We start from the raw sequence: 22,773 nt of genomic DNA, 5'->3' as shown, positions 1-22,773 counted from the left end.
ACGGAGCTTGCGTCGGCAGGATGGCGGGCCGGGCCTCCGTCGGCCCGGCCCGCCCAGGCCCGTACGGCCTGACGTACGTTTCGAGGAGTCACCCGGTGTTCAAGGGATTCCGCAGCTTCCTGCTGCGCGGCAACGTCGTCGACCTCGCGGTCGGCATCGTGATCGGTGCGGCCTTCACGGCCGTGGTCACCGGCTTCGTCACGGCGTTCCTGACCCCGCTGATCGGCGTGGCGACGGGCGCGGTGGGTGATTTCAGCAAGGAGGCGTTCAGCGTCGCGGGCACGACGTTCCCGTACGGGGCGTTCCTGAACGCGCTGATCGGCTTCCTCCTCGTGGCCGCGGTCATCTACTTCGCGGTGGTCGTGCCGGTCGGCCGGCTGCAGGCCCGGTTCGAACCGGTCAAGGACCGGCCGGTCGCGAAGACGGACTGCCCGGACTGCCTCAGCACGGTGCCGGCGGCGGCTGTGCGATGCGCGCACTGCACGAGCGGGCTGGCCGGCCGTCCCGGGTTTCCCTCGCAGCCCCTCCAGGTGCACTGACCGGCGGTTTCGTTCCTCCGGCCCGGCTCCGCACCGCGGGGCCGGGCCGGACGGCACGTGCAGCCGGTGCGCACGCCTCCGGTTCGGACGGCGGAGGGTCGGCCGGCCGACGGCGGGGGTTCGCCCCGCGTTCGACGGGCCGTCGGCAGGGCAGGTTGGCCGGAAGTCGCCGACAATATGTCGGATATGAACACTTTCGAGCCGTCGGATCGAGCGAAGACTGTGTAAACAGTCGAAATCCCACCTCTTCCACTCTCCTCAGCAGGCATGTTGTGGGCTTACGGTATGCCCCATGACCTCGCCCCGCTCCTACGACGGAGTCGGCTACCCCTCTCCGTCCTTTGCCTCCGGCACGCCCATCTACGACAGCCTCGTCGCAGAACGCGGTGTGCCCCAGATCGCCCCCATCAACGTGCCGGCGGCCCTGCCCCCGGCCTCCTCCTACGGCAGCGGCTACACCGGTGGCTACGCCACCGGCTACGGCAGCGGCTTCGACTCCCCCGCGTCGAACCTGCCCGCGCTGCCCCCGGCCCGCCTCGCCCTGGGTCCCGGCCCGAGCAGCGGCCCGGCCACCTCGTACATCCCCGCGCAGACCGGCCCGGCGATGTACCAGTCCGCCCCGCAGCCCGCGGTGCCGGGCTACGGCAGCGCCCCGCAGTCGTACGCCCCGCAGCAGCAGGGCGGCAACCCGGGCCAGTTCGGCGGTCAGGGACAGTTCGGCGGCAGCCAGGCACAGTTCGGTGGTCAGGGACAGTTCGGCGGCGGCCAGGGCTTCGGCCAGAACAGCTTCTCGTCGGCGCCCACCGGGATGACCGGCCAGCCGTTCGGCGCGCAGGGCTTCGGCGCCCAGGGCCAGCCGCAGGGCTTCCCCGACCAGAGCTTCGGCGGCAACCAGCTGCGCCCGGCCGCGCCCGTCGCGCCGGTGCGCCCCGTGCCGCAGTACCCCGGTCAGGCCTACTACCCGCAGGCCGGCTGACCGTACCCGTCCATCCGGCGGAGCGCGCGCCGGCCAGCGCAGGGCAAGGTCTCTCCGGGGCCGTCCGGACCGCCTACCACGGCGGACCGGGCGGCCTCCGCGCATTCCCGGGCACCGCACCGGGGATCCGCCGCCGACTGGCAGGATGGTGGCATGCCGCAGCTGACAGGACTCCACGTCTACCCCGTCAAGTCGACCTACCGGCTCAGCCCGACCGACGCGCGGGTCGAGCCCTGGGGACTCGCGGGCGACCGGCGTTGGATGCTCGCGGGCCCCACCGGCCGCGCCGTCACCCAGCGTGACGAGCCCACGCTCGGCCAGTACCGCGTCCGGCCCCACGAGGACGGCTCGCTCACGATCACCGACCCCGCCGGCGCCCGGGTGCACGTGCCCGCCGCCTCCGCCGCGGCCGGCGACCAGGCCGCGCAGGGCGACGTGTTCGGCACCCTCTTCCCCGCCGTCGAGGCCGCCAAGGAGGTGCAGGTCTGGCTCGCCGACCGCCTCGGCGACGTACGGCTGCTGCACCTCGACGAGCCCGCCACCAGCCGGCAGATCGACCTGGCGCACGCCCGCCCCGGCGAGACCACCAGCATGGCCGACGGCTTCCCGCTGCTGCTCGCCACCACCGCCTCGCTGGACGCGCTCAACCGGCACCTCGCCGCCGACCACCCCGGGGACGACCGGCGCGCCGAACGGCTGCCGATGGAGCGCTTCCGCCCCAACCTGGTCGTCTCCGGCACCGCGCCCTGGGCGGAGGACGGCTGGCACCGCATCCGCATCGGCGCCGTGGAGTTCCGGGTGGCCAAGCCCTGCGGCCGGTGCGTGGTCACCACCACCGACCAGGAGAGCGGCGAACGACGCGGCCCCGAGCCGCTGCTCGCCCTCGGCCGGCACCGCCGCTTCGGCAAGAAGCTCGTCTTCGGCCAGAACCTCGTGCCCGAACGCCCCGACGGCGTCGCCGGCGACGACCTGGGCACCGTCCGCCTCGGCGACGAGGTCACCGTGCTGGAAGAGGGCCCGCGGCCCGAACCGGACCGGCGCCGCTGACCGGCACCGCCGACCGGCACCGTGCCGTCGCCCGCTCGTTGGAGACGGAGACGGCCGCCGCCCGCCGGACGGCGGCCGCACCGGACGGGCGGCCAACCATCGCAGGGCCTCGACGAAGGTGGGAACACAGACCGCATGGCTGAGCACAGGGTCCGGGTCACGCAGGACAGCGGATCCCGCTGGCGCCGCCGCGCCGGGGAGTACGAGACGCTCCGGGAGGGCCTGGAGGCCGCCGAACCCGGCGACACCGTGACCGTGCGGGCCGGCACCTTCCGCGAGAACCTCCTCGTCGACAAGCCCGTCACCCTGCTCGCCGCCGACGGGCCGGGCAGCGTACGGATCAGCCCGCCCTCCGGTGTGCCGCTGACGCTCACGGCCGCCGCCACCGTGCACGACCTCGTCGTCGAGGGCTCCGACCGCGCGCTGCCCGCGGTGCTCGTCGACGCGGACGGCGCCCGGCTCTCCGGCTGCCGCATCGACACCCAGGCCTCCGTCGGCGTCGAGATCGCCGACGGCGCCTCCGCCGTCCTGCGGTCCTGCACCGTCGCCAACCCGGCCGGCCTCGGCGTGCGGCTGCGCGCCGGCTCCCGCGCGGGCCTCCAGGAGTGCGAGGTGTCGGCCGCCGGCCAGGCGGGCATCGCCGTGCTCGGCGGCGCCGCCGCCGTCCTCGACCGCTGCCGGGTGCACCACACCGGCGGCGCCGGCCTGCTGATCACCGGTCACGGCAGCGGCGCCGAGGCCACCGGCTGCGAGATCTACGAGATCCGCGGCAGCGGCGTGCAGGCGGAGGACGGCGCGGTCGGCCGGCTCACCGACTGCACCGTGCACCGGGTCACCGGCAACGGCCTGACCCTCGACACCGGGGCCGAGCTCTCGCTCACCGGCTGCCGGATCCACGAACTCCCGGAGAACGCCGCCGACCTGCGCGGCCGCGCCCGCCTGCGGCTCGACCGCAGCACCCTGCACGGCTTCGGCCGCGGCGCGCTCTCCGTGTGGGATACCGGCACCGAGGTGGAGGCCACCGGTACCGAGATCCACTCGGCGGGCGGCGACTACCCGGCGCTCTGGGTCAGCGACGGCGCCCGGATCGCCCTCACCGACTGCAGCCTGCACGACCTGCCCGACGCCCTCTTCGTGCTCGACCGCGACTCCCGGGCCTCCGCGGTCGACTGCTCCTTCAGCCGCATCCGGTCGTCCGCGGTGTCCGTGAGCGGCGGCGCCACCGCCGACCTGACGGGCTGCCGCATCCAGGAGGCCGGCACCGGCCTGTGGTTCCGCGACCACGGCAGCGGCGGCCTCCTGACCGGCTGCGAGATCGCCGACGTCGCCTCCGGCGTGATCATCGCCAAGGGCGCCGACCCCGTCCTGCGCGACTGCACGGTGCGCGGCGCCGGCGACGCCGGCGTGTACGTCTCCGCGCAGGGCCGCGGCAGCTTCGAGGACTGCAGGGTGTCGCACGGCCGCGGCTTCGGCTTCCACGTCATCGACGGCTGCCGCACGGTGCTGACCCGCTGCCGGGCCGAGCAGAACGGCCGGGCGGGCTTCGAGTTCTCCGAGGCCGGGCCGGTCACCGAGGGCTGCGTGTCGGACGACGTCGCGCCGCCGCCGGCGCTGCCGGTGCCGCGCCCCGCGCTCCCCCCGGCGGCCGTCCCCGCCGCCGCTCCCCCGGCGGCCTTCCCGCCGTCGGCGCCGCAGCTCGTCGCGGCCACCGCCCGGCTCACCAGCGCCGGCCCCGCCGCGGCGGGCACCGCGATCGCGCCGATCCCCGACTGCCGTCCCGCCGACGAGGCGCTCGCCGAACTCGACGCCCTGGTCGGCCTGGCGACCGTCAAACAGGAGGTGCGCACCCTGATCGACCTGATCACGGTGGGCCGGCGCCGCCGCCGGGCCGGCCTCAAGGCACCGTCGCTCCGCCGCCACCTGGTCTTCACCGGCGCCCCCGGCACCGGCAAGACGACGGTGGCCCGGCTCTACGGCGAGATCCTGGCCGCGCTCGGGGTGCTGCAGCGCGGCCACCTCGTCGAGGTGGCCCGGGTCGACCTCGTGGGCGAGCACATCGGCTCCACCGCGATCCGCACCGCGGCCGCCTTCGACCGGGCCCGCGGCGGGGTGCTGTTCATCGACGAGGCGTACGCCCTCGCCCCGGAGGACGGCGGCCGCGACTTCGGCCGGGAGGCCATCGACACCCTGGTGAAGCTGATGGAGGACCACCGCGACGAGGTGGTGGTCATCGTCGCCGGGTACACCGCCGAGATGGAGCGCTTCCTCGCCGCCAACCCGGGCCTCTCCTCCCGCTTCTCACGGACGGTCACCTTTCCCGACTACAGCGCCGACGAGCTGCTGGAGATCGCCCGGGCCCAGTGCGCCGAGCACGAGTACGCGCTCGCCGACGCCACCGAGGACGCCCTGCTGGTGCACTTCGCCGCCCTGGAGCGCGGCCCGGGTTTCGGAAACGGCCGCACCGCCCGCCAGGTGTTCGAGACGATGGTGGAGCGGCACGCCGTACGGATCGCGCATCTGGACGACCCGTCGACGGAGGAGCTGCAACTGCTCGTCCCGGCGGACCTGCCCGGCTGACCCGGCGGCACCGGGGCCGGGCGACCGCGTGCGAGGATGGGCCCCGCACCCGACCGGAGGAGGACCCGTGGCCGACAACGCCAACCTGCTCGCCGAGCAGCGCCGTGCGCTGATCCTCGACGAGGTGCGGCGGCGCGGCGGCGTCCGGGTCAACGAGCTCACCCGGCAGTTGAACGTCTCCGACATGACGATCCGCCGCGACCTCGACGCGCTCGCCCGGATCGGCGCGATCGAGAAGGTGCACGGCGGGGCGGTGCCCGCCGGGGCCGCCAGCACCCACGAGCCCGGCTTCGAGGCGAAGTCGGCGCTGGAGCTCTCCGCGAAGGAGCAGATCGCCCGGGTGGCGGCCGCCCTGGTCGCGCCGGGCGCCGCGGTCGCGCTCTCCGGCGGCACCACGACGTACGCGCTGGCGCTGGAGCTCGCCGCCGTCGAACGCCTCACCGTCGTCACCAACTCGGTGCCCGTCTCCGACGTCTTCGAGGCCGCGCACCGGGCGGGCGGCCCGGCGTCGACGGTCGTGCTGACCGGCGGGGTGCGCTCGCCCTCCGACGCGCTGGTCGGGCCGGTCGCCGACCGGGCGATCCGCTCGCTCCGCTTCGACGTGCTGTTCCTCGGCACGCACGGGATCTCGCCGGAGGCCGGGCTGTCGACGCCGAACCTCGCCGAGGCGGAGACCAACCGGGCCCTGATCGCCTCGGCCCGGCGGACGGTGCTGGTCGCCGACCACACCAAGTGGGGCACCGTCGGCCTGTCGACCTTCGCCGGTCTCGCCGAGGTCGACACCTGGGTGACGGACTCCGGCCTGCCCGCCGCGGCGGCGGAGACCGCCCGCGAGTACATCGGCGAGGTCCTGCTGGCCGGCCGCGACGACTGACGCCCGCCGCCACCCGGCCGCGACGACTGACGCCCGCCGCCGCCCGGCCGGGACGGCGGGCGGCGACGGGCGACGGCGGGACGTCGTGCGGGGCCGGACTCAGCCGATCCGGTGGCTCTCCGGCGGGCCGAGGTAACTGGGCCGCAGGCCGCCGGTGTCGACCACCAGCTTCTGCAGCACCACCGTCGGGTCGACCATCCAGAACCTCAGCACGTGCACGCCCGCGCCGGTGACGGTGTGGGTGGTGGCGGTCAGGCTGACGTTGTCGGAGGTGCGGCGGGCCCACTGCGGGTTCATCGTGCCCGCGTCGGAACCGCTCACCGCGACCGTGTCCACGGTCTGCGGCGACGCGTCGTCGAAGGAGACGGCGTACGCGAGCCCCTTGCCGGGGAGGGCGTCGTTGCGCGGCGACAGGTACGCCCAGACCCTGACCTGGCCCGGGGTGAACAGGCTGACCCGGTATTCCAGGTGCGGGGAGGAGCCGCCCGGGGTCTGCCGCGGCGCGGTGACGGGCACCGGCGTCATGCCGTCGCCGGTGCGGCCGATGCCGGGGATGCGCTGCCAGGCGATGCCGTCGCGGCCGACGGCCCCGGTGTGGTGCGCGGCTTCGACGGAGATGTGGCCGCCCGCCTCGACGTGCCCGGCGAGCCCGCCGCGCGGCACCGCGGGGCGGCGCACGACGGCCTGCACGGTGACGGTGCGGCCGGCCCCGGTGACCGTGACGGGCAGCTCGGTGGTGCCCTTCGGGGCCCGCGCCCAGTCGACGGAGAAGGTGACGCGCTGCTGCGCGTCGACCCGGCCGCGGGGCCGGTCGGCGGTGAGCCACGGCACGCCGGTGGTGATCCGGTAGTCGAAGGGCCGCCGGCCGCGGTTGAACACCTCGACGTACGGCGCGGGCCCGGTCCGGTACGGGCTGAACTCCGGCAGCACAGCAGGCCGTTGCTCGTGCGGCCACCACGCGGCGGAGCCGTCCACGGCCACGCCCATCTCCGCGGTGTCGGGCAGCTCGATCCGGGTGACGGCGGGGAAGATCACGTCGGCGATGGCGACGTTGTCGCGTTCCGGCTGCTGCCAGGGGGCGTTGGGGCCGTACCGGTCGACGTCGCCGTAGTCGATGTGCGGCTGGGTCTGGAAGCCCCGCCACTTGCCGTTCGCCACCGCGGTGTTGAAGCGGTCGGCGAGGGCGAGGTCGTCGGCGAGCCGGGCCTCGGCCGCGGCGGCGAGGTCGTTGGTGAGGGCCCGGCCCTGCGGCGCGTAGTGGAGGTTGGTGAACTCCGCCTCCCGCAGGGCGTAGAGGTTGGCGGTGGCGGCGACCTCGTAGCCGACCAGCTCGAACCAGGCGTCCTGGGCGGCGGCGGGCAGGCGGCGGCCGATGCGGTCGGCGTCCTCGGCCAGCTCCTGCCAGCGGGCCGTGACGCGTTCGAGCTCGCGGTGGTCGGTGAGGCTGAACGGCGTCGCCCGGTCGTCGTACACGACGGCGGCCGGGTCGGCGGGGTTCCTCGCCGGGTCGAGGGTGATCCGGCGGTTGAGCAGCTCGGGCTTGCGCACCGACTGCAGCTGCCCGTACGCGGCGAGGAGGTCGGCGATCTCCTGGGCCTGCTGCTCGCCGAAGTGCTGGCGGGCGTAGCCGAGTTCCCACTCGGGGAGGCTCTCCAGCGGCCAGCGGTCCGGGGCCCAGGCGTAGTCGAGGAAGAACTGCGTGGGCAGCTCGTTGCCCTTGAGGTCGCCGACGTTGGCGACCCACAGGCCGTGGTTGCCGTAGGCGTGCGACTGGCGGAGCTGGTCCCACAGGTTGGGCAGCGGGGTGGTGTCGACCCACTTGTAGTTGCGGCCCTGGCCGACGTAGTCGAAGTGGTAGTAGAGGCCGTAGCCGCCGCCGCGCGGGTCGTTCGCGAGGTCGGGGAGCTTGCGGACGTTGCCCCAGTTGTCGTCGGTGAGCACGACGGTGACGTCGTCGGGCACCCGCAGCCCGCGGTCCCAGTAGCGCTGGACCTCCTTGTAGAGCGTCCAGACCTGCGGGATGCCGGTGACGTCGCGGCCGGTGACGTCGGCGAGGATCGTGCGCTGGGCGGCGATGATCTCGGTCATCAGCTCGATGCCGTCGCCGTCGGGCAGGCCGACGTCGCCGTTGCCGCGCATGCCGAGGGTGACGACGCCCTCGATGCCCTGCTCGGCCATCCGGCGCACGCCGTCGGCCCAGTACGCCTTCACCGCTTCGGCGTTGCGGCGGAACGACCACTCGCCGGTGCCGCCGTACGGGTCGTGGCCGGGGGTGGTGATCGCGCCGGAGCCGTCGCGGACGGCGGGCACGGCGTGCCGGTTCCACTCCTCGATGCCGCGCATCATGGGCGCCTCGTGCGAGGTGCCCATGACGATGCCGTACGCGGTGGCGGTGGCGTGGTTGAGCGGGTCGTCCTCGGCGAAGGCGCGCCCCCAGACGGCGGGCCAGAGGTAGTTGGCCCGGAGGCGCAGCATCGCCTCGAAGACCCTGGCGTAGAAGTCGGCGTTGAAGCCGCCGGGGAAGCCGGGGGCCTTGCCGGGGCCGAAGAAGGCGGGTGCCCAGGTGCCGAGGGCGGGGTTCTCGTCGTTGATGAAGATGCCGCGGTACTTCACGGCGGGCGTGCCCTGGCTGTGGCGGCCGGGCAGCGCGTACACCGCCTCGCGGCGGCGGGGCCGCACGTCGTCCCACCAGTACCACGGGGAGACGCCCATGCCGCGGGAGGCGTCGTAGGCGCCGTAGATCGTGCCGCGCTGGTCGCTGCCGACGATGACGAGGGCGCGGTCGACGCCGGGCAGCGGGCGCTCGACGACGGTCTGCAGGGAGGTCTCCCACCGGCCGGTGATGCCGGTGACGTCGAGGCGGCCGGCGGCGATCAGGGCGTCGATCAGCGGGCTGCGGCCGATGGTGCCGACGATGACGGCGGTGCGGCCGCGCGGCACGGTGTCGCGGACGACGGCGGGGCGCACGCCGGTGACGCGTTCGACGTCGGCCTGGAGGTCGCCGACGGCGCGGACGACGCCCGGGTGGTCGGCGCCGCTGACGACGATCGGGGCGGCCCGGCCGTTCTCGACGAGGGCGAGGGCGCCGGGGCGGGGGGTGAAGGAGATCCAGTTGCCGGGGTCGGTCGGCCGTCCGGTGCCTGCGGCGTCCCCGGCGGGGCGGGCCGCGGCGTCGGCGGCGTGGGCCTCGCCGGTCAGCCCGAGCAGCGGGCCGAGCGGGGTCGCGGCGAGGGCGGTGAGGCCCAGGCCGAGCCCCAGGACGGCGCGGCGGCCGGTGCGGGGCTGGGCTGGTCGGTCCATGGCTGTTCTCTCCCGTGGGGTGGGGGTGGTGGGGCGGGTGCGGTGCCGGGCCCCGGCGGGCGGCGCGTCCTGCGGCCCGCCGGGGCCCGGGGCTCAGCGGCGGCGGGCGGCGAGCATGAGGTCCTGGCGGACCGTGTTGGTCGCGGGCTTGGTGCGGTAGTCGTCGGTGAGGAGGTTGGCGTAGCCCTGGCCCGTGAAGACGCCGGGCACCCACGAGTACTTGTCGGTGAAGCCCCAGACGGTGAAGTCGGTGCAGTGCTCGGTGAGCAGGCAGCCCTGCAGGAGCACGCTGTACGCCTGGGCCTGGGCCTCGATCTCGGTGGCGTCGGCGGGCAGCGTGATGCGCACGTCGGCCTCGGTGATCGCGGTCTCCAGCCCGAGGGCGTCGAAGCGGGCGAGGTTGTCGGCGATGTCGTGCGGGGCCGGGTACTGCACGTCGAGGTGGCCCTGGACGCCGAAGCCGTCGATCGGCACGTGCTGCTTCCGGAGTTGGACGACGAGGTCGTAGAGGGCGGTGCTCTTCGCGTTGACGCCCTCGACGTTGTAGTCGTTGATGTAGAGCCGGGCCTTCGGGTCGGCCTCGTGGGCCCAGCGGAAGGCGTCGGCGATGTAGCCGGGGCCGAGCTTCCGCAGCCAGATGCTGTCGCGCATGGTGCCGTCGTCGTTGAACGCCTCGTTGACGACGTCCCACTGCCAGATCCGGCCCTTGAAGTGGGTGACCTCGTCGGTGATGTGGCGGTGCAGGATGTCGCGCAGCTGGGCGGTGGTGAAGTCGCCGGCGGTGAGCCAGGCGGGCAGCTGGCTGTGCCAGACCAGGGTGTGGCCGCGCACGAGCTGGTGGTTGGTGCGGGCGAAGGCGACGAGCTCGTCGGCGGGGGCCCAGTCGTAGGTGCCGCGGGTGGGCTCGACGGCCTCCCACTTCATGACGTTCTCCGGGGTGACGGAGCCGAACTCGGTGGCCGCCTTCTCGCGGTAGGTCTGGTCGGCGGCGAGGGCGGCCATGTCGACCGCGGTGCCGATCCGGACGCCGGCGCGGTCGCCGAGTTCGCCGAGGGTGCGGGAGGCGGGTGCCTTCGACCGGTTCGCGCCGCCCTCGGGGGCGGCGGAGGCGGCGGGCAGGCCGAGGACGGTCGCGGCCACGGCTCCTGCGGCGGTACAGGCCAGGGCGGTGCGGGCGGCCTTGAGCGTCGTGGTGACGGTCGATCCGGACACGAGGTGTCCCTTCGGGTGGGGGTGAGAGCTTTTCGAAACATTTCGGAGTAAGTTCCGGAAGTTTCACGGCAACCTACGGGGAGATTTTCGAAGGGGTCAATCCCCCTGCGTACAGATTCCGTGCGGAGTTGACGCACGCTCCGGTCAACCGCCGCGCCGGTTCCGGCCACACCAATCGGACGGGTCCGGGCGATGTCTGCCCAGGTACTGGCCGAAACTCTCGGACTGTCCTACGATCGGGCCGCCCCCGCACCGGGGCACGGCCGGACCAGGACGCGGAGACCGACGCGCGCCCGGAACGGCACAGGAGGGACCGGGGCACGAGGACGGCCGGCCGAACGGCCGCCGGACGACTGCCACGGGTGCGGCGGAACGGTGGGACGACCGCTGCGCGGTGCACGGCACCACGGGCGGGCCAGGAGCCGGTCAGGGGCTCACGGCCCGCCCGCGGCGCGCCCGCACGCCCTCGGGACTCGGACGGGGAGCACGGGGACCCGCACGGCACCGGCAGGCCTGCCACGGAAGGACTCACGTGGAGGGCCGCCGGTGCGAACCGTCGACGGGCCGGGCAGTCGACGGACCGTCACGATCACGGACACACCGCGATCAGCGCGCGGTGGTCGGCCGCCCCGTCGGCCGCCACCGGCCGCCACCGGCCACGGCCGCCTGCGGGCGCGCGGCACAGCGGTGCACAGGCGCGGCGGCCGGCAGGGGCAGTGGCCGACAGGCGCGGCGGCCGGCAGGGGCGGTGGCCGCCGGTGGTCAGCGGGCCGAGGGCGCCTCGTAGTACTTCAGCTCGTCGTCCTCGCGCACGAGGACCATGCCGGCCGCGGTCATGACGCGCTGTGAGGGCACGTTGTCGTGCGTGGTGTTGGCGGTCACCAGCGCGGCGCCGTGGGCGGCGGCCAGGCCGACGAAGGCCCGCAGCGCCTCGGTGGCGTACCCGTGGCCGCGGGCGGACTCGGCGAGGCCGTAGCCGACCTCGACGGTGCCGTGCTCGTCCGGTCCGCCGTGGAAGCCGATGCCGCCGACCGCCAGGCCGTCGGCGCGCAGCCGTATCTCGTACCCGCCGAAGGGCTGGGGGTCGCCGACCGCCTCACAGGCGCGGAGGAACATCCGGGCGCCGGTCCGCTCGCCGTCGGCGGGGTAGTCGGCCGCCCACCGGGTGTCGGGGGTGCGATCGCCCGCGGCGATCCGGGCGGCCTCCGGCGCGGTCAGCGGGTGGAGGGCCAGGCGTTCGGTCAGAAGATCGTCCATGGCCGTATGCCTACCATCCGGTGCGGCGCCTCCACCACCCGTACCGCAGGGATCCGGTGATGCGGCGTCAGCGGAGGCCGATCGCGGTGCCGTCGAGGAAGGCGTCGAGCTCGGCGACGTACGGCGCGATGTCGAGACCCTGCGCGGCGAGCCAGCCGTCGGCGTAGTACTTGTCGAGGTAGCGGTCGCCGGGATCGCAGATCAGGGTGACGACGCTGCCCCGCCCGCCCGCGGCGCGCATCTCGGCGACGATCCGCAGGGCGCTCCACAGGCCGGTGCCGGTGGAGCCGCCTGCCTTCCGTCCGAGAACGCGTTCCAGCACGCGGACGGCGGCGATCGAGGCGGCGTCGGGCACCCGCATCATCCGGTCGACGGCGCCGGGCACGAAGCTGGGCTCCATGCGGGGCCGGCCGATGCCCTCGATGCGCGAGCCGGTGGTGCAGACGGCGTCCGGGTCGTGGTCGATCCAGCCGTCGAAGAAGCAGGAGTTCTCCGGGTCGGCGACGCAGATCCGGGTGTCGTACTGCATGTAGTGCACGTAGCGGGCGATGGTGGCCGAGGTGCCGCCGGTGCCGGCGGTGGCGACGATCCAGGCCGGTTCGGGGTGGGGCTCCAGGCGGAGCTGGGCGAAGACCGACTCGGCGATGTTGTTGTTGCCGCGCCAGTCGGTGGCGCGCTCGGCGTAGGTGAACTGGTCCATGTAGTGGCCGCCGGTCTCCTCGGCGAGCCGCGCGGAGACCTCGTAGACCTCGCAGGGGTCGTCGACGAGGTGACATCGGCCGCCGTGGAACTCGATCAGCTCGATCTTCGCGGGGCTGGTCGTGCGGGCCATCACCGCGATGAACGGCACGCCGATCAGCTTGGCGAAGTACGCCTCCGAGACGGCGGTGGAGCCACTGGACGCCTCGATGACCGGCTTGCCGGGTCTGATCCAGCCGTTGCACAGGCCGTAGAGGAAGAGCGAGCGGGCGAGGCGGTGCTTGAGGCTGCCGGTGGGGTGGGTCGACTCGTCCTTGAGGTAGAGGTCGATGCCCCACTCCTCGGGGAGGGGGAAGCGCAGCAGGTGGGTGTCGGCGGAGCGGTTGGCGTCCGCCTGGACTCGGCGGACGGCCTCCTTGAGCCAGGCCCGGTAGGCGGCGTCGGACCGGTCCACGTCCACGGTGTGCAGGGCCATCACGAGCCTCCCTCGGGCGGGTGCCGCTCCGGCACCCTGGGTCGGACGGGGCACCCGTGTCCCTGCGGCACCACCTCCACCGAGTGTAACAGGCAACTACGATAAGTGACTGTTACCGCATCTCCAGTGAACCCTTATCGGCGGGGTGCCGGCTGGCAGGCCGGCGCGGGTGCCGGCTGGCAGGCCGGCGCGGGTGCCGGAGGCCAGGTCGGCGCGGGTGCCGGAGGCCAGGTCGGCGCGGGTGCCGGAGGCCAGGTCGGCGCGGGTGCCGGAGGCCAGGTCGGCGCGGGTGCCGGAGGCCAGGTCGGCGCGGGTGCCGGGCGAGGGCCCCACGACCCGTCCGCGCCCCACCGACACCCCGCCCGCGCCCTCCGCCACCGCCTCGCCGCGGGGCGGAGCGGGGCGGGGCGGGGCGGGGCGGGGGTCAGTCGGCCGCGATCGCCCGCAGCACGTCCAGCCGCGCCGCACGCCCGGCCGGGCGCAGCCCCGCGACCGCCCCCGCGACCAGCCCGGCCAGCAGCACCACCGCGAGGCGGCCCGGCGGCAGGGCGAACGAGCCGGTGCCCGCCGCGTCCGAGGCCCGCACCAGCGCCCAGCCCAGGAACGCCCCCAGGCCCAGGCCGCCGACCGTGCCGAACGCCGCCACCAGCACCGACTCCCAGCGGACCATCGCCCGCAGCGCCCCCCGCGTCTGCCCGACGGCCCGCAGCAGGCCGAGCTCCCGGGTGCGCTCGTGCACGGCCAGCGTCAGCGTGTTGGCGATGCCGAGCAGCGCGATCAGCACCGCCAGCGCCAGCAGCGCGTACACCACCGACAGCATGACGTCGACGCCCCCGGCGGCGCTCGCCGCGTACGCGTCGCGGTCCTGCACCTGCGGGCCGCCGAACTCCGCGGCGACCCGCTCGACCGCCGCCCGGCCCTCCGCGAGGCCCACCCCGGGCCGCAGGGCGACCGCGACCATCCCGTCGCTGTCCTGCGCGCGGTGCGGCGCCCACGCCTCACGCGTCATCAGGTAGTCGCCGGCGACGCCGCCGCCCTCGAACAGCGCGCGCACCGTGAAGCGGGCCGTGCCGTCGGTGAACGCCACCGGCACGACCGTCCCCACCCGCCAGCCGCGGGCCGCGGCCTCGGTGCGGGAGACCGCCAGGCCGTCCGTGCCGAGCGCGGCCAGGTCGCCGTCGACCCGGCCGAGGTCGACCACGCCTGCGAGCCGGCCCGGGTCGGTGACGGCCGGTTCGCGACCGCGCCCGTCGATCCGGGCGACGCCGCGGCCCAGCCCGACGGCCTGCCCGACCTCCGGCAGCTGCCGGAGCGCGGCGGCGAGCTGCGGGCTGACCCCGCTGCCGCCCGCGCCGAACGACGGGGCCGTCACCGCGAGATCACCCGCGAACGAGCGGTCGACGGTGTCGTCCAGCGTCGCGCGGATCGAGGCGCCGAAGACGGTGAAGAGCGTCACCACGGCCACGCCCGTCATCAGGGCGGTCGCGGTCGCCGCCGTCCGCGACGGGTTGCGGGCCGCGTTCCGCCGGGCCAGCACCCCGCTGACCCCGCGCAGCCGCGCGACCGGCGCACCGAGCAACCGGACGGCCGGCACCGCCGCGACCGGACCGAGCACCACCGTGCCCGCGAACGCCGCCACCGCCCCCGCCGCCGTCAGCACGACCGACGGCCCGCCGGTGGCTCCGACGGCCGCCGCCGCGACCCCGCCCGCGAGCAGCACACCGCCCGGCACGACGCGGACGGCGCCCGCCCGGCCGGTCGCCGCACCGTCCACCGCGCTCTCGCGCAGCGCCGCGAGCGGTGCCGTCCGGCCCGCCCGGACGGCCGGCACCAGCGCCGACCCGAGCGTGACCACGACGCCCACCGCGAGCGGCAGCATCACCGACCCGGCGGCCACCACCATGCCGCCCGCCGGCAGTGCGAAGCCGAGCCCGGCGAACAGCGCCTTCAGACCCGCCGCCACGCCGAGCCCGCCGAGCAGTCCGGCCGCGGAGGCGAGCACCGCCACCACGGCCGCCTCGGCGAGGGTGCCGCCGAGCACCTGGCGGCGGCTCGCACCGAGCGCCCGCAGCAGGGCGTTCTCCCGGGTGCGCTGGGCGACGACGATGGCGAAGGTGTTGTGGATCGTGAACGTCGCGACCAGCAGCGCGATCCCGGCGAACACCAGCAGCAGCGTGGTGAACATCGTGAGGAACCGTCCCGAGACGTCCGCGGTCGACTCGGCGGTCGCCGCCTGCCCGGTCAGCGCCTCGACGCCGTCCGGCAGCAGCGGCGCCACCCGGGCCACCAGCTGCGCCTGCGTCAGGGTGTCCGAGCGCAGCCTGATCGCGGATGCCTGCCCCGCGCCCTTCGGCGTGAGGTGGCGCTCCGCGTCGGCGAGCGTGAGGGCGGTGAAGGTGGACGGGCCCATGCCGTCGGCGTCCGCACCGAACGTCGCGATGCCGACGACCGTGATCCGCACCGGGTCGGGGGTGCGCAGCACCGTCGTGTCGCCGAGGTGCAGGCCGCCCGCCTTCGCCGCGCCCCGGTTGACGACCGCCTCGCCGGACGCGGCGGGCGCCCGGCCCTCCACCAGCCGGTACGGGTTGAGGGTGGCGTCGGCCAGCCAGTTGCCGGCCAGGGTCGGCGGGCCCTTGCCGCCGACCGGTTGCCCGTCGTGGCCGACGAGTTGTCCGGCGCCCTGCACCGAGGGCTCCGCGGCGCTCACCCCTGGCACGGTGCGCAGCCGGTCGGCGAGGGCCGCGTCGACCGGCGCCCGGACGCCGCCGGGGATGTTCTCGGCGGGCAGCACGTCGGCGCTGCGCACCACGGCGCCGGTGCCGGCGTTCGCGTCGGCGAAGAGGGTGTCGAAGTTGGCCCGCAGGGTGTCGCCCAGCACCATCGTGCCGGTCAGGAAGGCGACGCCGAGCAGCACGGCCAGCACGGTGCCGGCCAGGCGGCGGCGGTGGGCGCGGGCGGAGCGCAGGCCGATCCGCAGAGCGGTGTTCACGACGCACCGCCGACGGTGTCGGGGCGGCCGGTGGTGTCCCGGCGACCTGCGGTGTCGGGGCGGGCGGCGGCGCCGTCGAGGGCCTTCATCCGGTCGAGCACCCGGTCGGCGGTCGGCGCGCGCATGCGGTCGACGAGCCGGCCGTCGGCGAGGAACAGCGCCTCGTCGGCGTACCCGGCGGCGGTGGGGTCGTGCGTGACCATCACCACGGCCTGGCCCATGGTGTCGACGGCCTGCCGCAGCAGGCCGAGCACCTCGGCGCCGGACCGCGAGTCGAGGTTGCCGGTCGGCTCGTCGGCGAACACCACCCGCGGGCGCCCGGCGAGTGCGCGGGCGACGGCGACGCGTTGCTGCTGACCGCCGGAGAGTTCGGAGGGGCGGTGGCGCAGCCGGTCGCCGAGGCCGACCACGTCGATCAGCGCGTCCACCCACGCGCGGTCGGGTGCGGTGCCGGCCAGGTCGAGCGGCAGGGTGATGTTCTCCCGCACGGTGAGGGTGGGCACCAGGTTGAACGCCTGGAAGACGAAGCCGATCCGGGCGCGGCGCAGTTCGGTGAGGCGGCGGTCGTCGAGCGTGCCGAGCTCGGTGCCGCCGATGTACGCGCTGCCGGCGGTGAGGGTGTCCAGGCCGGCGGCGCAGTGCATCAGGGTGGACTTGCCCGAGCCCGACGGGCCCATGATCGCGGTGAGGCGACCGGCCGGGAACTCCACCGTGACGTGGTCCAGGGCCCGCACCCGCGTCTCCCCGGTGCCGTACACCTTGACGGCGTCGGCGACGCGCGCCGCCGCGTGCAGGTCGACGACGGTGCTCACACCGCACCGCCGGACGGGTCGGCGCGGTCGGGCCGCTCGGTGAGGACGGTCCGCTTCGCGCGGTACTCGTCGGCGTCGATCTCGCCGCGGGCGTACCGGTCGCCGAGGGTGGCGAGCGGGCCGGTGCCGCGTCCGCAGCCGCCGCGGCGCCAGGCCGTGCGGCGCAGCACGAGCACGACCAGCAGCACGACGGCCGCCCAGAACAGCGGGACCAGCAGGATCCACGGGCCGGGGCCGGCCCACCGGCCGTCGGCGTGTGCCAACAGGACGTCCATGTCGTCCAACTCCTCGGGTGCGGGGGTGTCTCGGAATGCTCCGAGCCTCCCGCGGCGTCCCCGTGCGGCGCGTCCTCCGGGCAGCGGCTCCGCGGCTACTCCCGGCGCAGTACGGCCGGCGGGGTGAACCGCTCCCGGCGGGCCCGGACCGCGCGGCCGCCGTGCGAAATCCGCTGGCCGCGGCGGCGGCGTACTCGTAGCATCCGCACGGATCGAGCTCGGACCGACCGACGAACGGGAGCCACCCATGACCACCGCCGCAGCCGCGGAGTCCGACACCGACGACACCGACGACATCCACGGCACCCACGGCACCCACGGCACCGGGACGGGCCGTCCGACCGCCCTGCACGGCCGGCTCGTCGCCCTCGCGCCGCTGGACGTCGACGATGCCGAACTCCTGCACGGGTGGCGTTCCGACGCGACGGCCGTGCACGAGATCGGCATCTGGCCGCGCCCGCTCTCCGCGCTGCGCGCCCGGGTCGAACGGGACGTCGACAACAACGACCGTGACGACTTCCTGATCCTGCTGCCCGACGGCACCCCGGTGGGCCACTGCGCGGTCTTCGAGCAGGACTTCGCCGACGGATCCGCCGAGCTGGAGCTGATGCTCGCCCCCGAGCACCGCCGCCGCGGGCTGGCCGTGGACGCGCTGCGCACCCTGACCGACCTCGCCTTCGGTGAACTCCCCTTGCACCGGCTGGAGGCGAACACCCACACCACCAACGCCGCCGCCCTCGGCACGCTCGCCGCGGCGGGCTTCACGCGGGAGGGTGTCCGGCGGGAGGCGTGCATGCACCGCGGACGGCGCCACGACATCGCCGTGCTCGGCCTGCTGCGCCCCGAGTGGGAGGCCCAGGACCGGCCGCGGGCGTGGGACGTGTGACCTCCCGTCCGCTCCCTTCCGGTGCCGCGGCCTACCCCAGCCAGCCCGGCCGGACGAGGCCGGACTCGTAGGCGGTGACGACGAGCTGGGCGCGGTCGCGGGCGCCGAGCTTCACCATCGCCCGGCTGACGTGGGTCTTGGCGGTGAGCGGGCTGACGACCAGCCGGCGGGCGATGTCCTCGTTGGTCAGGCCGAGGCCGACGAGGGCCAGCACCTCGCGCTCGCGGTCGGTGAGGGCGTCGAGCGGTCCGGGGGCACCGGGCCGCGGGGCCTTCGAGCGGGCGGCGAACTCCCCGATGAGGCGGCGGGTCACGCCCGGGGAGAGCAGGGCGTCGCCGGCCGCGACGACCCGGACGGCCCGCACGAGTTCGGCGGGTTCGGTGTCCTTCACGAGGAAGCCCGCCGCGCCCGCGCGCAGCGCCTCGAAGACGTACTCGTCGAGCTCGAAGGTGGTCAGCACGACCACGCGCACGCCGTCGAGGCCGGGGTCGGCGCCGATCCGGGCGGTCGCCTGCAGGCCGTCGAGCCGGGGCATCCGGATGTCCATCAGGACGACGTCGGGGCGGAGTTCCCCGGCGAGTTCGACGGCCTGCCCGCCGTCGCCCGCTTCGCCGACGACCTCGATGTCGGGCTGGGCGTCGAGCAGCGCCCGGAAGCCCGCCCGTACGAGCGCCTGGTCGTCCGCCAGCACCACCCGGATCACGTTCGGCTCCTCACCGCTCCACGGGCAGCCGGGCCCGCACCCGGAAACCGCCGTCCCGCGGTCCCGCCTCCAGCGTGCCGCCGACCGCCGCCAGCCGCTCCCGCATGCCGGTCAGCCCGCTGCCGGATCCGCCGGGTTCGCCGCGGCCGGCCGGCCCGGGGTCGTCGATCTGCACGGTCAGCCCGTCGGACGTCCAGCGGAGCAGGACGTCGGCCCGCCGTGCCACCGAGTGCCGGAGGACGTTGGTGAACGCCTCCTGGACGACCCGGAACGCCGTGAGGTCGAGCCCGGCGGGCAGCGGACGCGCCCGCCCCTCCACCCGGACGGCCACGGCCAGCCCGGCCTGCCGGGCCTGTGCCACCAGCTCGTCGAGCCGGGCCAGCCCGGGGGCGGGGCTGCGCGGGGCGGCGGCGTCCGGGCCCCGCAGGGTGCCGAGCACCTGCCGGACCTCGCCCAGCGCCTCCTTGCTGGCCGCCTTGATGGTGGTCAGCGCCTCCCGGGCCTGCTCGGGGCGCGCGTCGAGCAGTTCCAGGGCCACCCCGGCCTGGAGGTGGATCAGGGAGATGCTGTGCGCCAGGATGTCGTGCAGTTCGCGGGCCATCCGCAGGCGCTCCTCGTCGGCACGCCTGCGCCGGGCCTCCTCGGCCGCGGCCCGGACGGCCTCCATCCGCTCGCGGCGAAAGCGCAGGATCTCGGCGACCGCCAGCACGAGGAGCAGCCACGCGGCGACGCCCAGCTCCTGGAAGCCGTTCAGCCCGGCGGCCGTGCCCCGCACCCACCCGTCGGGCAGCACGAACGAGGTCAGCAGGTGTGCCGTGTAGAAGGCGCCGGCCGCCACCCACGCGGCCCGCCGGTGCCCCTGCTGCACGGCGGAGCAGACCGCCACCACGAGGCTCACGAACACCGGCCCGTAGGCGTATCCGGCCAGCAGGTAGGCGACCGTGACCACGGTGGTGCCGGCGACCACGGCGACCGGGCGGCGGAGCCGGAACACCAGCAGCGCCGGGCCGAGCAGCAGCAGCACGTACGCGAGCGCGTCGAGCGGCACCCGTCCGGCCTGGTGGCGGGCCGCCGCGGCGGTCCCGGCCACCTGGAGCACGGCGACGAGCACGGACGACGCCACCGGCCACCCGGCCTTCGCCGCGCGCACCCACGGCGGGCGCCAGGGCAGGGCGTCGGCGGCGTCGTCGTCGGTCATGCGGGGAAGGCTAACCGCCGGCACCCCGCCGCGGCGTCCTCCGGACGGCGTTGGCGCGCCTGCTCCCGGCGGAGTACGCCCGCCGCGCCTCCGCCCGGCTGCGGGCTTCCACCCGGCTGCGGACCGGCGGTCGGATCAGCGATCGGGTCAGCCCAGCGGGACAGCGGTCGGGTCAGCCCAGCGGGTCGGGGATCCGGACCGCGTTGCCGCTGACCCGCACCCGCCCGTCGCCCTCGCGGAGCTCCACCGTGAGGACGCCCGGCCGGCCGAGGTCCTCGCCCTGGTGGAGCGTGAGCACCGCCCGGCCGAGTCCCTCCAGCTCGCGCAGGTAGGCGCCGAACGCGGCGGCGGCGGCGCCGGTCGCCGGGTCCTCGACGACACCGCCCACCGGGAACGGGTCGCGGACGTGGAAGACCCGGTCCGACACGCGGTGCACCAGTTGCAGCGTGGTCAGGTCGAGCCGCGTCATGAGGCGGGCCAGCCGGTCGAAGTCGTAGGCCAGATCGGCCAGTCGGCGGCGGGTGGCCGTGGCGAGCACCAGGTGGCGGGCGCCCGCGTAGGAGATCTGCGGCGGCAGGGTCTCGTCCAGGTCGTCGCAGCTCCAGTCGAGGGCGGCGAGCGCCTCGGCGAGGTCGACGTCCGTGACGGCCTCCACGGACGGCTCGACGCTGGTGAGGGTCGCCGTCAGGACACCCTGCGCGTCGGCCACCACCGTGACGGGCACCGGACCGGCCTTGGTCTCGAAGAGCAGCTCTCCCGGCCCGACCCGCTCGGCGAGCGCCACCGCCGAGGCGATGGTGGCGTGCCCGCAGAACGGCACCTCCGCCAGCGGGCTGAAGTACCGCACCGCGTAGGTCCGCTCGCCGGTGCGGGCGAGGAAGGCCGTCTCGGAGTAGCCGAGCGCGGCGGCGACGGCGAGGGCCGTCCCGTCGTCGACCTCGGCGGCGTCCGGCACGACCCCGGCCGGGTTGCCTCCGGCCGGGTCGGTGGTGAAGGCGGCGTAGCGGAGGATCTCGGCGGAAGGCGGCAGCGGCGTGCCCGGCAGTACGGTCATACCCGGCCGAACGTGCCGCGACGGCTCCGGATTCCCGCAGGCGCGGCCGGCGGGCTGCCCGGGCGGCCCGCCGGCACCGGCGCCCGGCACCACGGGCGGGGCCTCGCCCGGCCGCCGTAACACCGGGGGCGGTGCCGACACCGTTACGTAACCTCCGGTCGCCGATCGGCCATGAAAGTGAGACCCGCCTGCAAACCTGATGTCATGACGGCACGTCATCCTTGAGGTCAGAGGTAATCAGCCGAAAGGAACTCCAAATGAGCGACTACTCCGTACTCGTTGCAGCCCTCGTCGAGCTGTCCGGCGGCGACCGGGACCGCGGCGTCGGCGCGCCCGCCGCGGTGCGCGGCCACGAGGCCGACCGGCTCGCCAGTCTCGCCCGGGGAGCCGACGAACCGCCCACCCATCGCCGGGCCCCGCTGCTGCGCCTGCTGGGCCGCCGCACCGTGGGCCGCCTCGGCTACTCGGTGTGAGCCGCGGCCTCCTCCGGCACCCGGCTCTCCCGACGGCCCGTCACCTCTCCCCGGTGACGGGCCGCCGCGCGTCCACCTCGATCTCGATCCTCATCCGGGGGTCGGCGAGACCGCAGACCATCATGGTGGCGGCCGGCCGCACCGCGCCGAACGCCCGGCGCAGCACGGGCCAGCAGGGCTCGAAGTCGTCGCGCTCGGGCAGCAGGTAGCGCACCCGCACGACGTCGGCGAGCGTGCAGCCCGCCTCGGCGAGCACCGCGGTGATGGTGCGCAGGCACTGCTCGGCCTGTTCGACGACGTCGTCGGAGATGGTCATCGCCGCGTAGTCGAAGCCCGTGGTGCCGGAGACGTGCACCCGGTCGCCGTCGACCACCGCCCGGGCGTAGCCGATCTGTTCCTCGAAGGTGGATCCGCTCAGGATCGCGCGCCGCTCTCTCATGCCCGAGACGCTAGGCAGCCTACGGTGATACGTCCAATACCTCCCGGGTGCCCCTGTGATATCGCTGGACGTATGGACGGACCCGAACTCGCCCTGCACCAGTTGCACGCCTTCACCGTGCTCGCCGAGGAGCTGCACTTCGGCCGGGCCGCGGAACGCCTCGGCACCGCCCAGCCGCCGCTGAGCCAGCAGATCCGCCGGCTGGAGGCGAGGGTCGGCCATCCGCTGTTCCTGCGCGGGCCGGGCCGGGTGTCGCTCACCCCGGCCGGGGAGGAACTGCTGCCCGCCGCCCGGCGGGCCCTGGACGACGTGGCGGTCGGTCTGCGGGCGGCCCGGCGGGTCGCCTCGGGCGAGGCGGGCCTGCTGCGGATCGGCTTCGCCGCCTCGCTCGCCCCGACCGTGCTGCCGGAGCTGCTCCGGGCCTTCCGGGACCTCCACCCCGGGGTGGAGCTGGAGATCCGCGAGATGACCACGGCCCCGCAGGTCGCGGCGCTGCTGGAGGGAGCGCTGGACGTCGGGCTGCTCCGCGAACCGCCGGACGAGCCGGGACTCGCCGTCCGGCCGCTCCTCACCGAGGGGTTCGTCGCCGTGCTGCCCACCGGGCATCCGCTGGCCGCGCGCCGGGTGGTGCCGGTCGCCGCCCTGGCCGCGGAACCGTTCGTGCTGCTGCCGAGGGCCGACGGGCCGACCGTGCACGACCGCATCGTCGGGGTGTGCCGGGAGGCGGGCTTCGAGCCGCGGGTCGTGCAGCGTGCCGTGGAGTGGCAGACCGTCGCCGCGCTGGTCGCCGCCGGCTTCGGGGTGTCGCTCGCGCCCGAGAGCGTCCGCCGGCTGCGGCTGCCCGGCGTCGCCTACCGCCGCACCTCGCCGGCGGCCGCCCGCACCTCCGTCGCGGTGGCGTGGCGGGCCGGTGACGACCGCCCGCTGCCTGCCCACTTCCTGGCGGTGGCCGCGGAGGCAGGGCGGCACCGGGCCCGGTGAACCGGTG

19 protein-coding genes are annotated in these 22,773 nt (G+C 75.5%); 8 read left to right on the top strand and 11 right to left on the bottom strand.

Translation table 11 applies throughout. The annotated features are described in order from the left end of the window. Positions 1 to 95 precede the first annotated feature (95 nt). The 5 genes from mscL to OG335_RS29740 all read left to right on the top strand — a co-directional run bounded on the left by mscL (position 96) and on the right by OG335_RS29740 (position 6,013). Positions 96 to 539, top strand: a complete 444-nt coding sequence (gene mscL / locus OG335_RS29760) for a large conductance mechanosensitive channel protein MscL (RefSeq protein WP_405014217.1) — start codon at positions 96 to 98, stop codon at positions 537 to 539. A 292-nt stretch (positions 540 to 831) separates the two neighbouring features. Beyond that, positions 832 to 1,515, top strand: a complete 684-nt coding sequence (locus tag OG335_RS29755) for a DUF6643 family protein (RefSeq protein WP_405014216.1) — start codon at positions 832 to 834, stop codon at positions 1,513 to 1,515. 153 nt (positions 1,516 to 1,668) lie between these two features. Further along, positions 1,669 to 2,562: an MOSC domain-containing protein gene (locus OG335_RS29750; RefSeq protein ID WP_405014215.1), complete on the top strand. Its 894-nt coding sequence runs from the start codon at positions 1,669 to 1,671 to the stop codon at positions 2,560 to 2,562. Between the two features lie 135 nt (positions 2,563 to 2,697). Beyond that, positions 2,698 to 5,139 (top strand): right-handed parallel beta-helix repeat-containing protein, encoded by a 2,442-nt coding sequence (locus OG335_RS29745; RefSeq protein WP_405014214.1) that lies wholly within the window; start codon positions 2,698 to 2,700, stop codon positions 5,137 to 5,139. A gap of 67 nt (positions 5,140 to 5,206) precedes the next feature. Beyond that, positions 5,207 to 6,013 (top strand): DeoR/GlpR family DNA-binding transcription regulator, encoded by an 807-nt coding sequence (locus OG335_RS29740; protein ID WP_405014213.1) that lies wholly within the window; start codon positions 5,207 to 5,209, stop codon positions 6,011 to 6,013. A gap of 99 nt (positions 6,014 to 6,112) precedes the next feature. On the opposite strand, the gene OG335_RS29735 is transcribed toward OG335_RS29740, so the two are convergent. From OG335_RS29735 to OG335_RS29705, 7 genes are all read right to left on the bottom strand, one after another. Beyond that, positions 6,113 to 9,313, bottom strand: coding sequence for a glycosyl hydrolase 115 family protein (locus OG335_RS29735; protein WP_405014212.1), 3,201 nt, complete (start codon positions 9,311 to 9,313; stop codon positions 6,113 to 6,115). Positions 9,314 to 9,406: 93 nt separating this feature from the next. Continuing rightward, the gene (locus tag OG335_RS29730; RefSeq protein WP_405014211.1) at positions 9,407 to 10,525 is read right to left on the bottom strand and encodes an endo-1,4-beta-xylanase; all 1,119 of its coding nucleotides are present in this window, start codon (positions 10,523 to 10,525) and stop codon (positions 9,407 to 9,409) included. 762 nt (positions 10,526 to 11,287) lie between these two features. After that, a complete protein-coding gene (locus OG335_RS29725) occupies positions 11,288 to 11,782 on the bottom strand; it encodes a GNAT family N-acetyltransferase (protein WP_405014210.1) in 495 nt (164 codons plus the stop codon). 67 nt (positions 11,783 to 11,849) lie between these two features. Continuing rightward, positions 11,850 to 12,956, bottom strand: a complete 1,107-nt coding sequence (locus OG335_RS29720; protein WP_405014209.1) for a PLP-dependent cysteine synthase family protein — start codon at positions 12,954 to 12,956, stop codon at positions 11,850 to 11,852. Positions 12,957 to 13,380: 424 nt separating this feature from the next. Then, the gene (locus OG335_RS29715; RefSeq protein ID WP_405014208.1) at positions 13,381 to 15,945 is read right to left on the bottom strand and encodes an ABC transporter permease; all 2,565 of its coding nucleotides are present in this window, start codon (positions 15,943 to 15,945) and stop codon (positions 13,381 to 13,383) included. Further along, entirely contained in the window at positions 15,942 to 16,757 is an 816-nt protein-coding gene (locus OG335_RS29710; RefSeq protein ID WP_405014207.1) for an ABC transporter ATP-binding protein, read from the bottom strand. Before OG335_RS29710 ends, OG335_RS29715 begins: the two co-directional genes overlap by 4 nt. Continuing rightward, a complete protein-coding gene (locus tag OG335_RS29705) occupies positions 16,754 to 17,032 on the bottom strand; it encodes an SHOCT domain-containing protein (RefSeq protein WP_405014206.1) in 279 nt (92 codons plus the stop codon). Before OG335_RS29705 ends, OG335_RS29710 begins: the two co-directional genes overlap by 4 nt. A gap of 247 nt (positions 17,033 to 17,279) precedes the next feature. Here OG335_RS29705 and OG335_RS29700 point away from each other — a divergent pair, with 247 nt between their 5' ends. Further along, positions 17,280 to 17,918 (top strand): GNAT family N-acetyltransferase, encoded by a 639-nt coding sequence (locus OG335_RS29700; RefSeq protein WP_405014205.1) that lies wholly within the window; start codon positions 17,280 to 17,282, stop codon positions 17,916 to 17,918. A gap of 31 nt (positions 17,919 to 17,949) precedes the next feature. Here the strand turns inward: OG335_RS29700 and OG335_RS29695 are convergent, their stop codons facing one another. From OG335_RS29695 to OG335_RS29685, 3 genes are all read right to left on the bottom strand, one after another. Next, positions 17,950 to 18,621, bottom strand: coding sequence for a response regulator (locus OG335_RS29695; RefSeq protein WP_405014204.1), 672 nt, complete (start codon positions 18,619 to 18,621; stop codon positions 17,950 to 17,952). A 10-nt stretch (positions 18,622 to 18,631) separates the two neighbouring features. After that, positions 18,632 to 19,819, bottom strand: coding sequence for a sensor histidine kinase (locus OG335_RS29690; RefSeq protein ID WP_405014203.1), 1,188 nt, complete (start codon positions 19,817 to 19,819; stop codon positions 18,632 to 18,634). 172 nt (positions 19,820 to 19,991) lie between these two features. Next, on the bottom strand, positions 19,992 to 20,873 hold the full coding sequence (locus OG335_RS29685) for a PhzF family phenazine biosynthesis protein (RefSeq protein ID WP_405014202.1): 882 nt from the start codon (positions 20,871 to 20,873) through the stop codon (positions 19,992 to 19,994). Between the two features lie 257 nt (positions 20,874 to 21,130). Between OG335_RS29685 and OG335_RS29680 the strand changes: the two genes are divergently transcribed. After that, a complete protein-coding gene (locus tag OG335_RS29680) occupies positions 21,131 to 21,346 on the top strand; it encodes a hypothetical protein (RefSeq protein WP_405014201.1) in 216 nt (71 codons plus the stop codon). Positions 21,347 to 21,386: 40 nt separating this feature from the next. Here the strand turns inward: OG335_RS29680 and OG335_RS29675 are convergent, their stop codons facing one another. After that, entirely contained in the window at positions 21,387 to 21,785 is a 399-nt protein-coding gene (locus tag OG335_RS29675; RefSeq protein WP_405014200.1) for a RidA family protein, read from the bottom strand. Between the two features lie 72 nt (positions 21,786 to 21,857). On the opposite strand from OG335_RS29675, the gene OG335_RS29670 reads away from it, so the two are divergent. Further along, positions 21,858 to 22,766, top strand: a complete 909-nt coding sequence (locus OG335_RS29670) for a LysR family transcriptional regulator (RefSeq protein ID WP_405014199.1) — start codon at positions 21,858 to 21,860, stop codon at positions 22,764 to 22,766. Positions 22,767 to 22,773: the final 7 nt, after the last annotated feature.

The organism is Kitasatospora sp. NBC_01539 (assembly GCF_045040525.1).
Classification (GTDB): domain Bacteria; phylum Actinomycetota; class Actinomycetes; order Streptomycetales; family Streptomycetaceae; genus Kitasatospora.
This window is presented reverse-complemented; position numbering and strand designations above follow the sequence as displayed.

Coding starts and splice junctions, on each gene's coding strand:
- OG335_RS29680 (WP_405014201.1), top strand. CDS start 21,131: ATGAGCGACTACTCCGTACTCGTTGCAGCCCTCGTCGAGCTGTCCGGC.
- OG335_RS29720 (WP_405014209.1), bottom strand. CDS start 12,956: ATGGCCCTGCACACCGTGGACGTGGACCGGTCCGACGCCGCCTACCGG.
- OG335_RS29750 (WP_405014215.1), top strand. CDS start 1,669: ATGCCGCAGCTGACAGGACTCCACGTCTACCCCGTCAAGTCGACCTAC.
- OG335_RS29690 (WP_405014203.1), bottom strand. CDS start 19,819: ATGACCGACGACGACGCCGCCGACGCCCTGCCCTGGCGCCCGCCGTGG.
- OG335_RS29670 (WP_405014199.1), top strand. CDS start 21,858: ATGGACGGACCCGAACTCGCCCTGCACCAGTTGCACGCCTTCACCGTG.
- OG335_RS29725 (WP_405014210.1), bottom strand. CDS start 11,782: ATGGACGATCTTCTGACCGAACGCCTGGCCCTCCACCCGCTGACCGCG.
- OG335_RS29735 (WP_405014212.1), bottom strand. CDS start 9,313: ATGGACCGACCAGCCCAGCCCCGCACCGGCCGCCGCGCCGTCCTGGGG.
- OG335_RS29675 (WP_405014200.1), bottom strand. CDS start 21,785: ATGAGAGAGCGGCGCGCGATCCTGAGCGGATCCACCTTCGAGGAACAG.
- OG335_RS29755 (WP_405014216.1), top strand. CDS start 832: ATGACCTCGCCCCGCTCCTACGACGGAGTCGGCTACCCCTCTCCGTCC.
- OG335_RS29705 (WP_405014206.1), bottom strand. CDS start 17,032: ATGGACGTCCTGTTGGCACACGCCGACGGCCGGTGGGCCGGCCCCGGC.
- OG335_RS29685 (WP_405014202.1), bottom strand. CDS start 20,873: ATGACCGTACTGCCGGGCACGCCGCTGCCGCCTTCCGCCGAGATCCTC.
- OG335_RS29700 (WP_405014205.1), top strand. CDS start 17,280: ATGACCACCGCCGCAGCCGCGGAGTCCGACACCGACGACACCGACGAC.
- OG335_RS29745 (WP_405014214.1), top strand. CDS start 2,698: ATGGCTGAGCACAGGGTCCGGGTCACGCAGGACAGCGGATCCCGCTGG.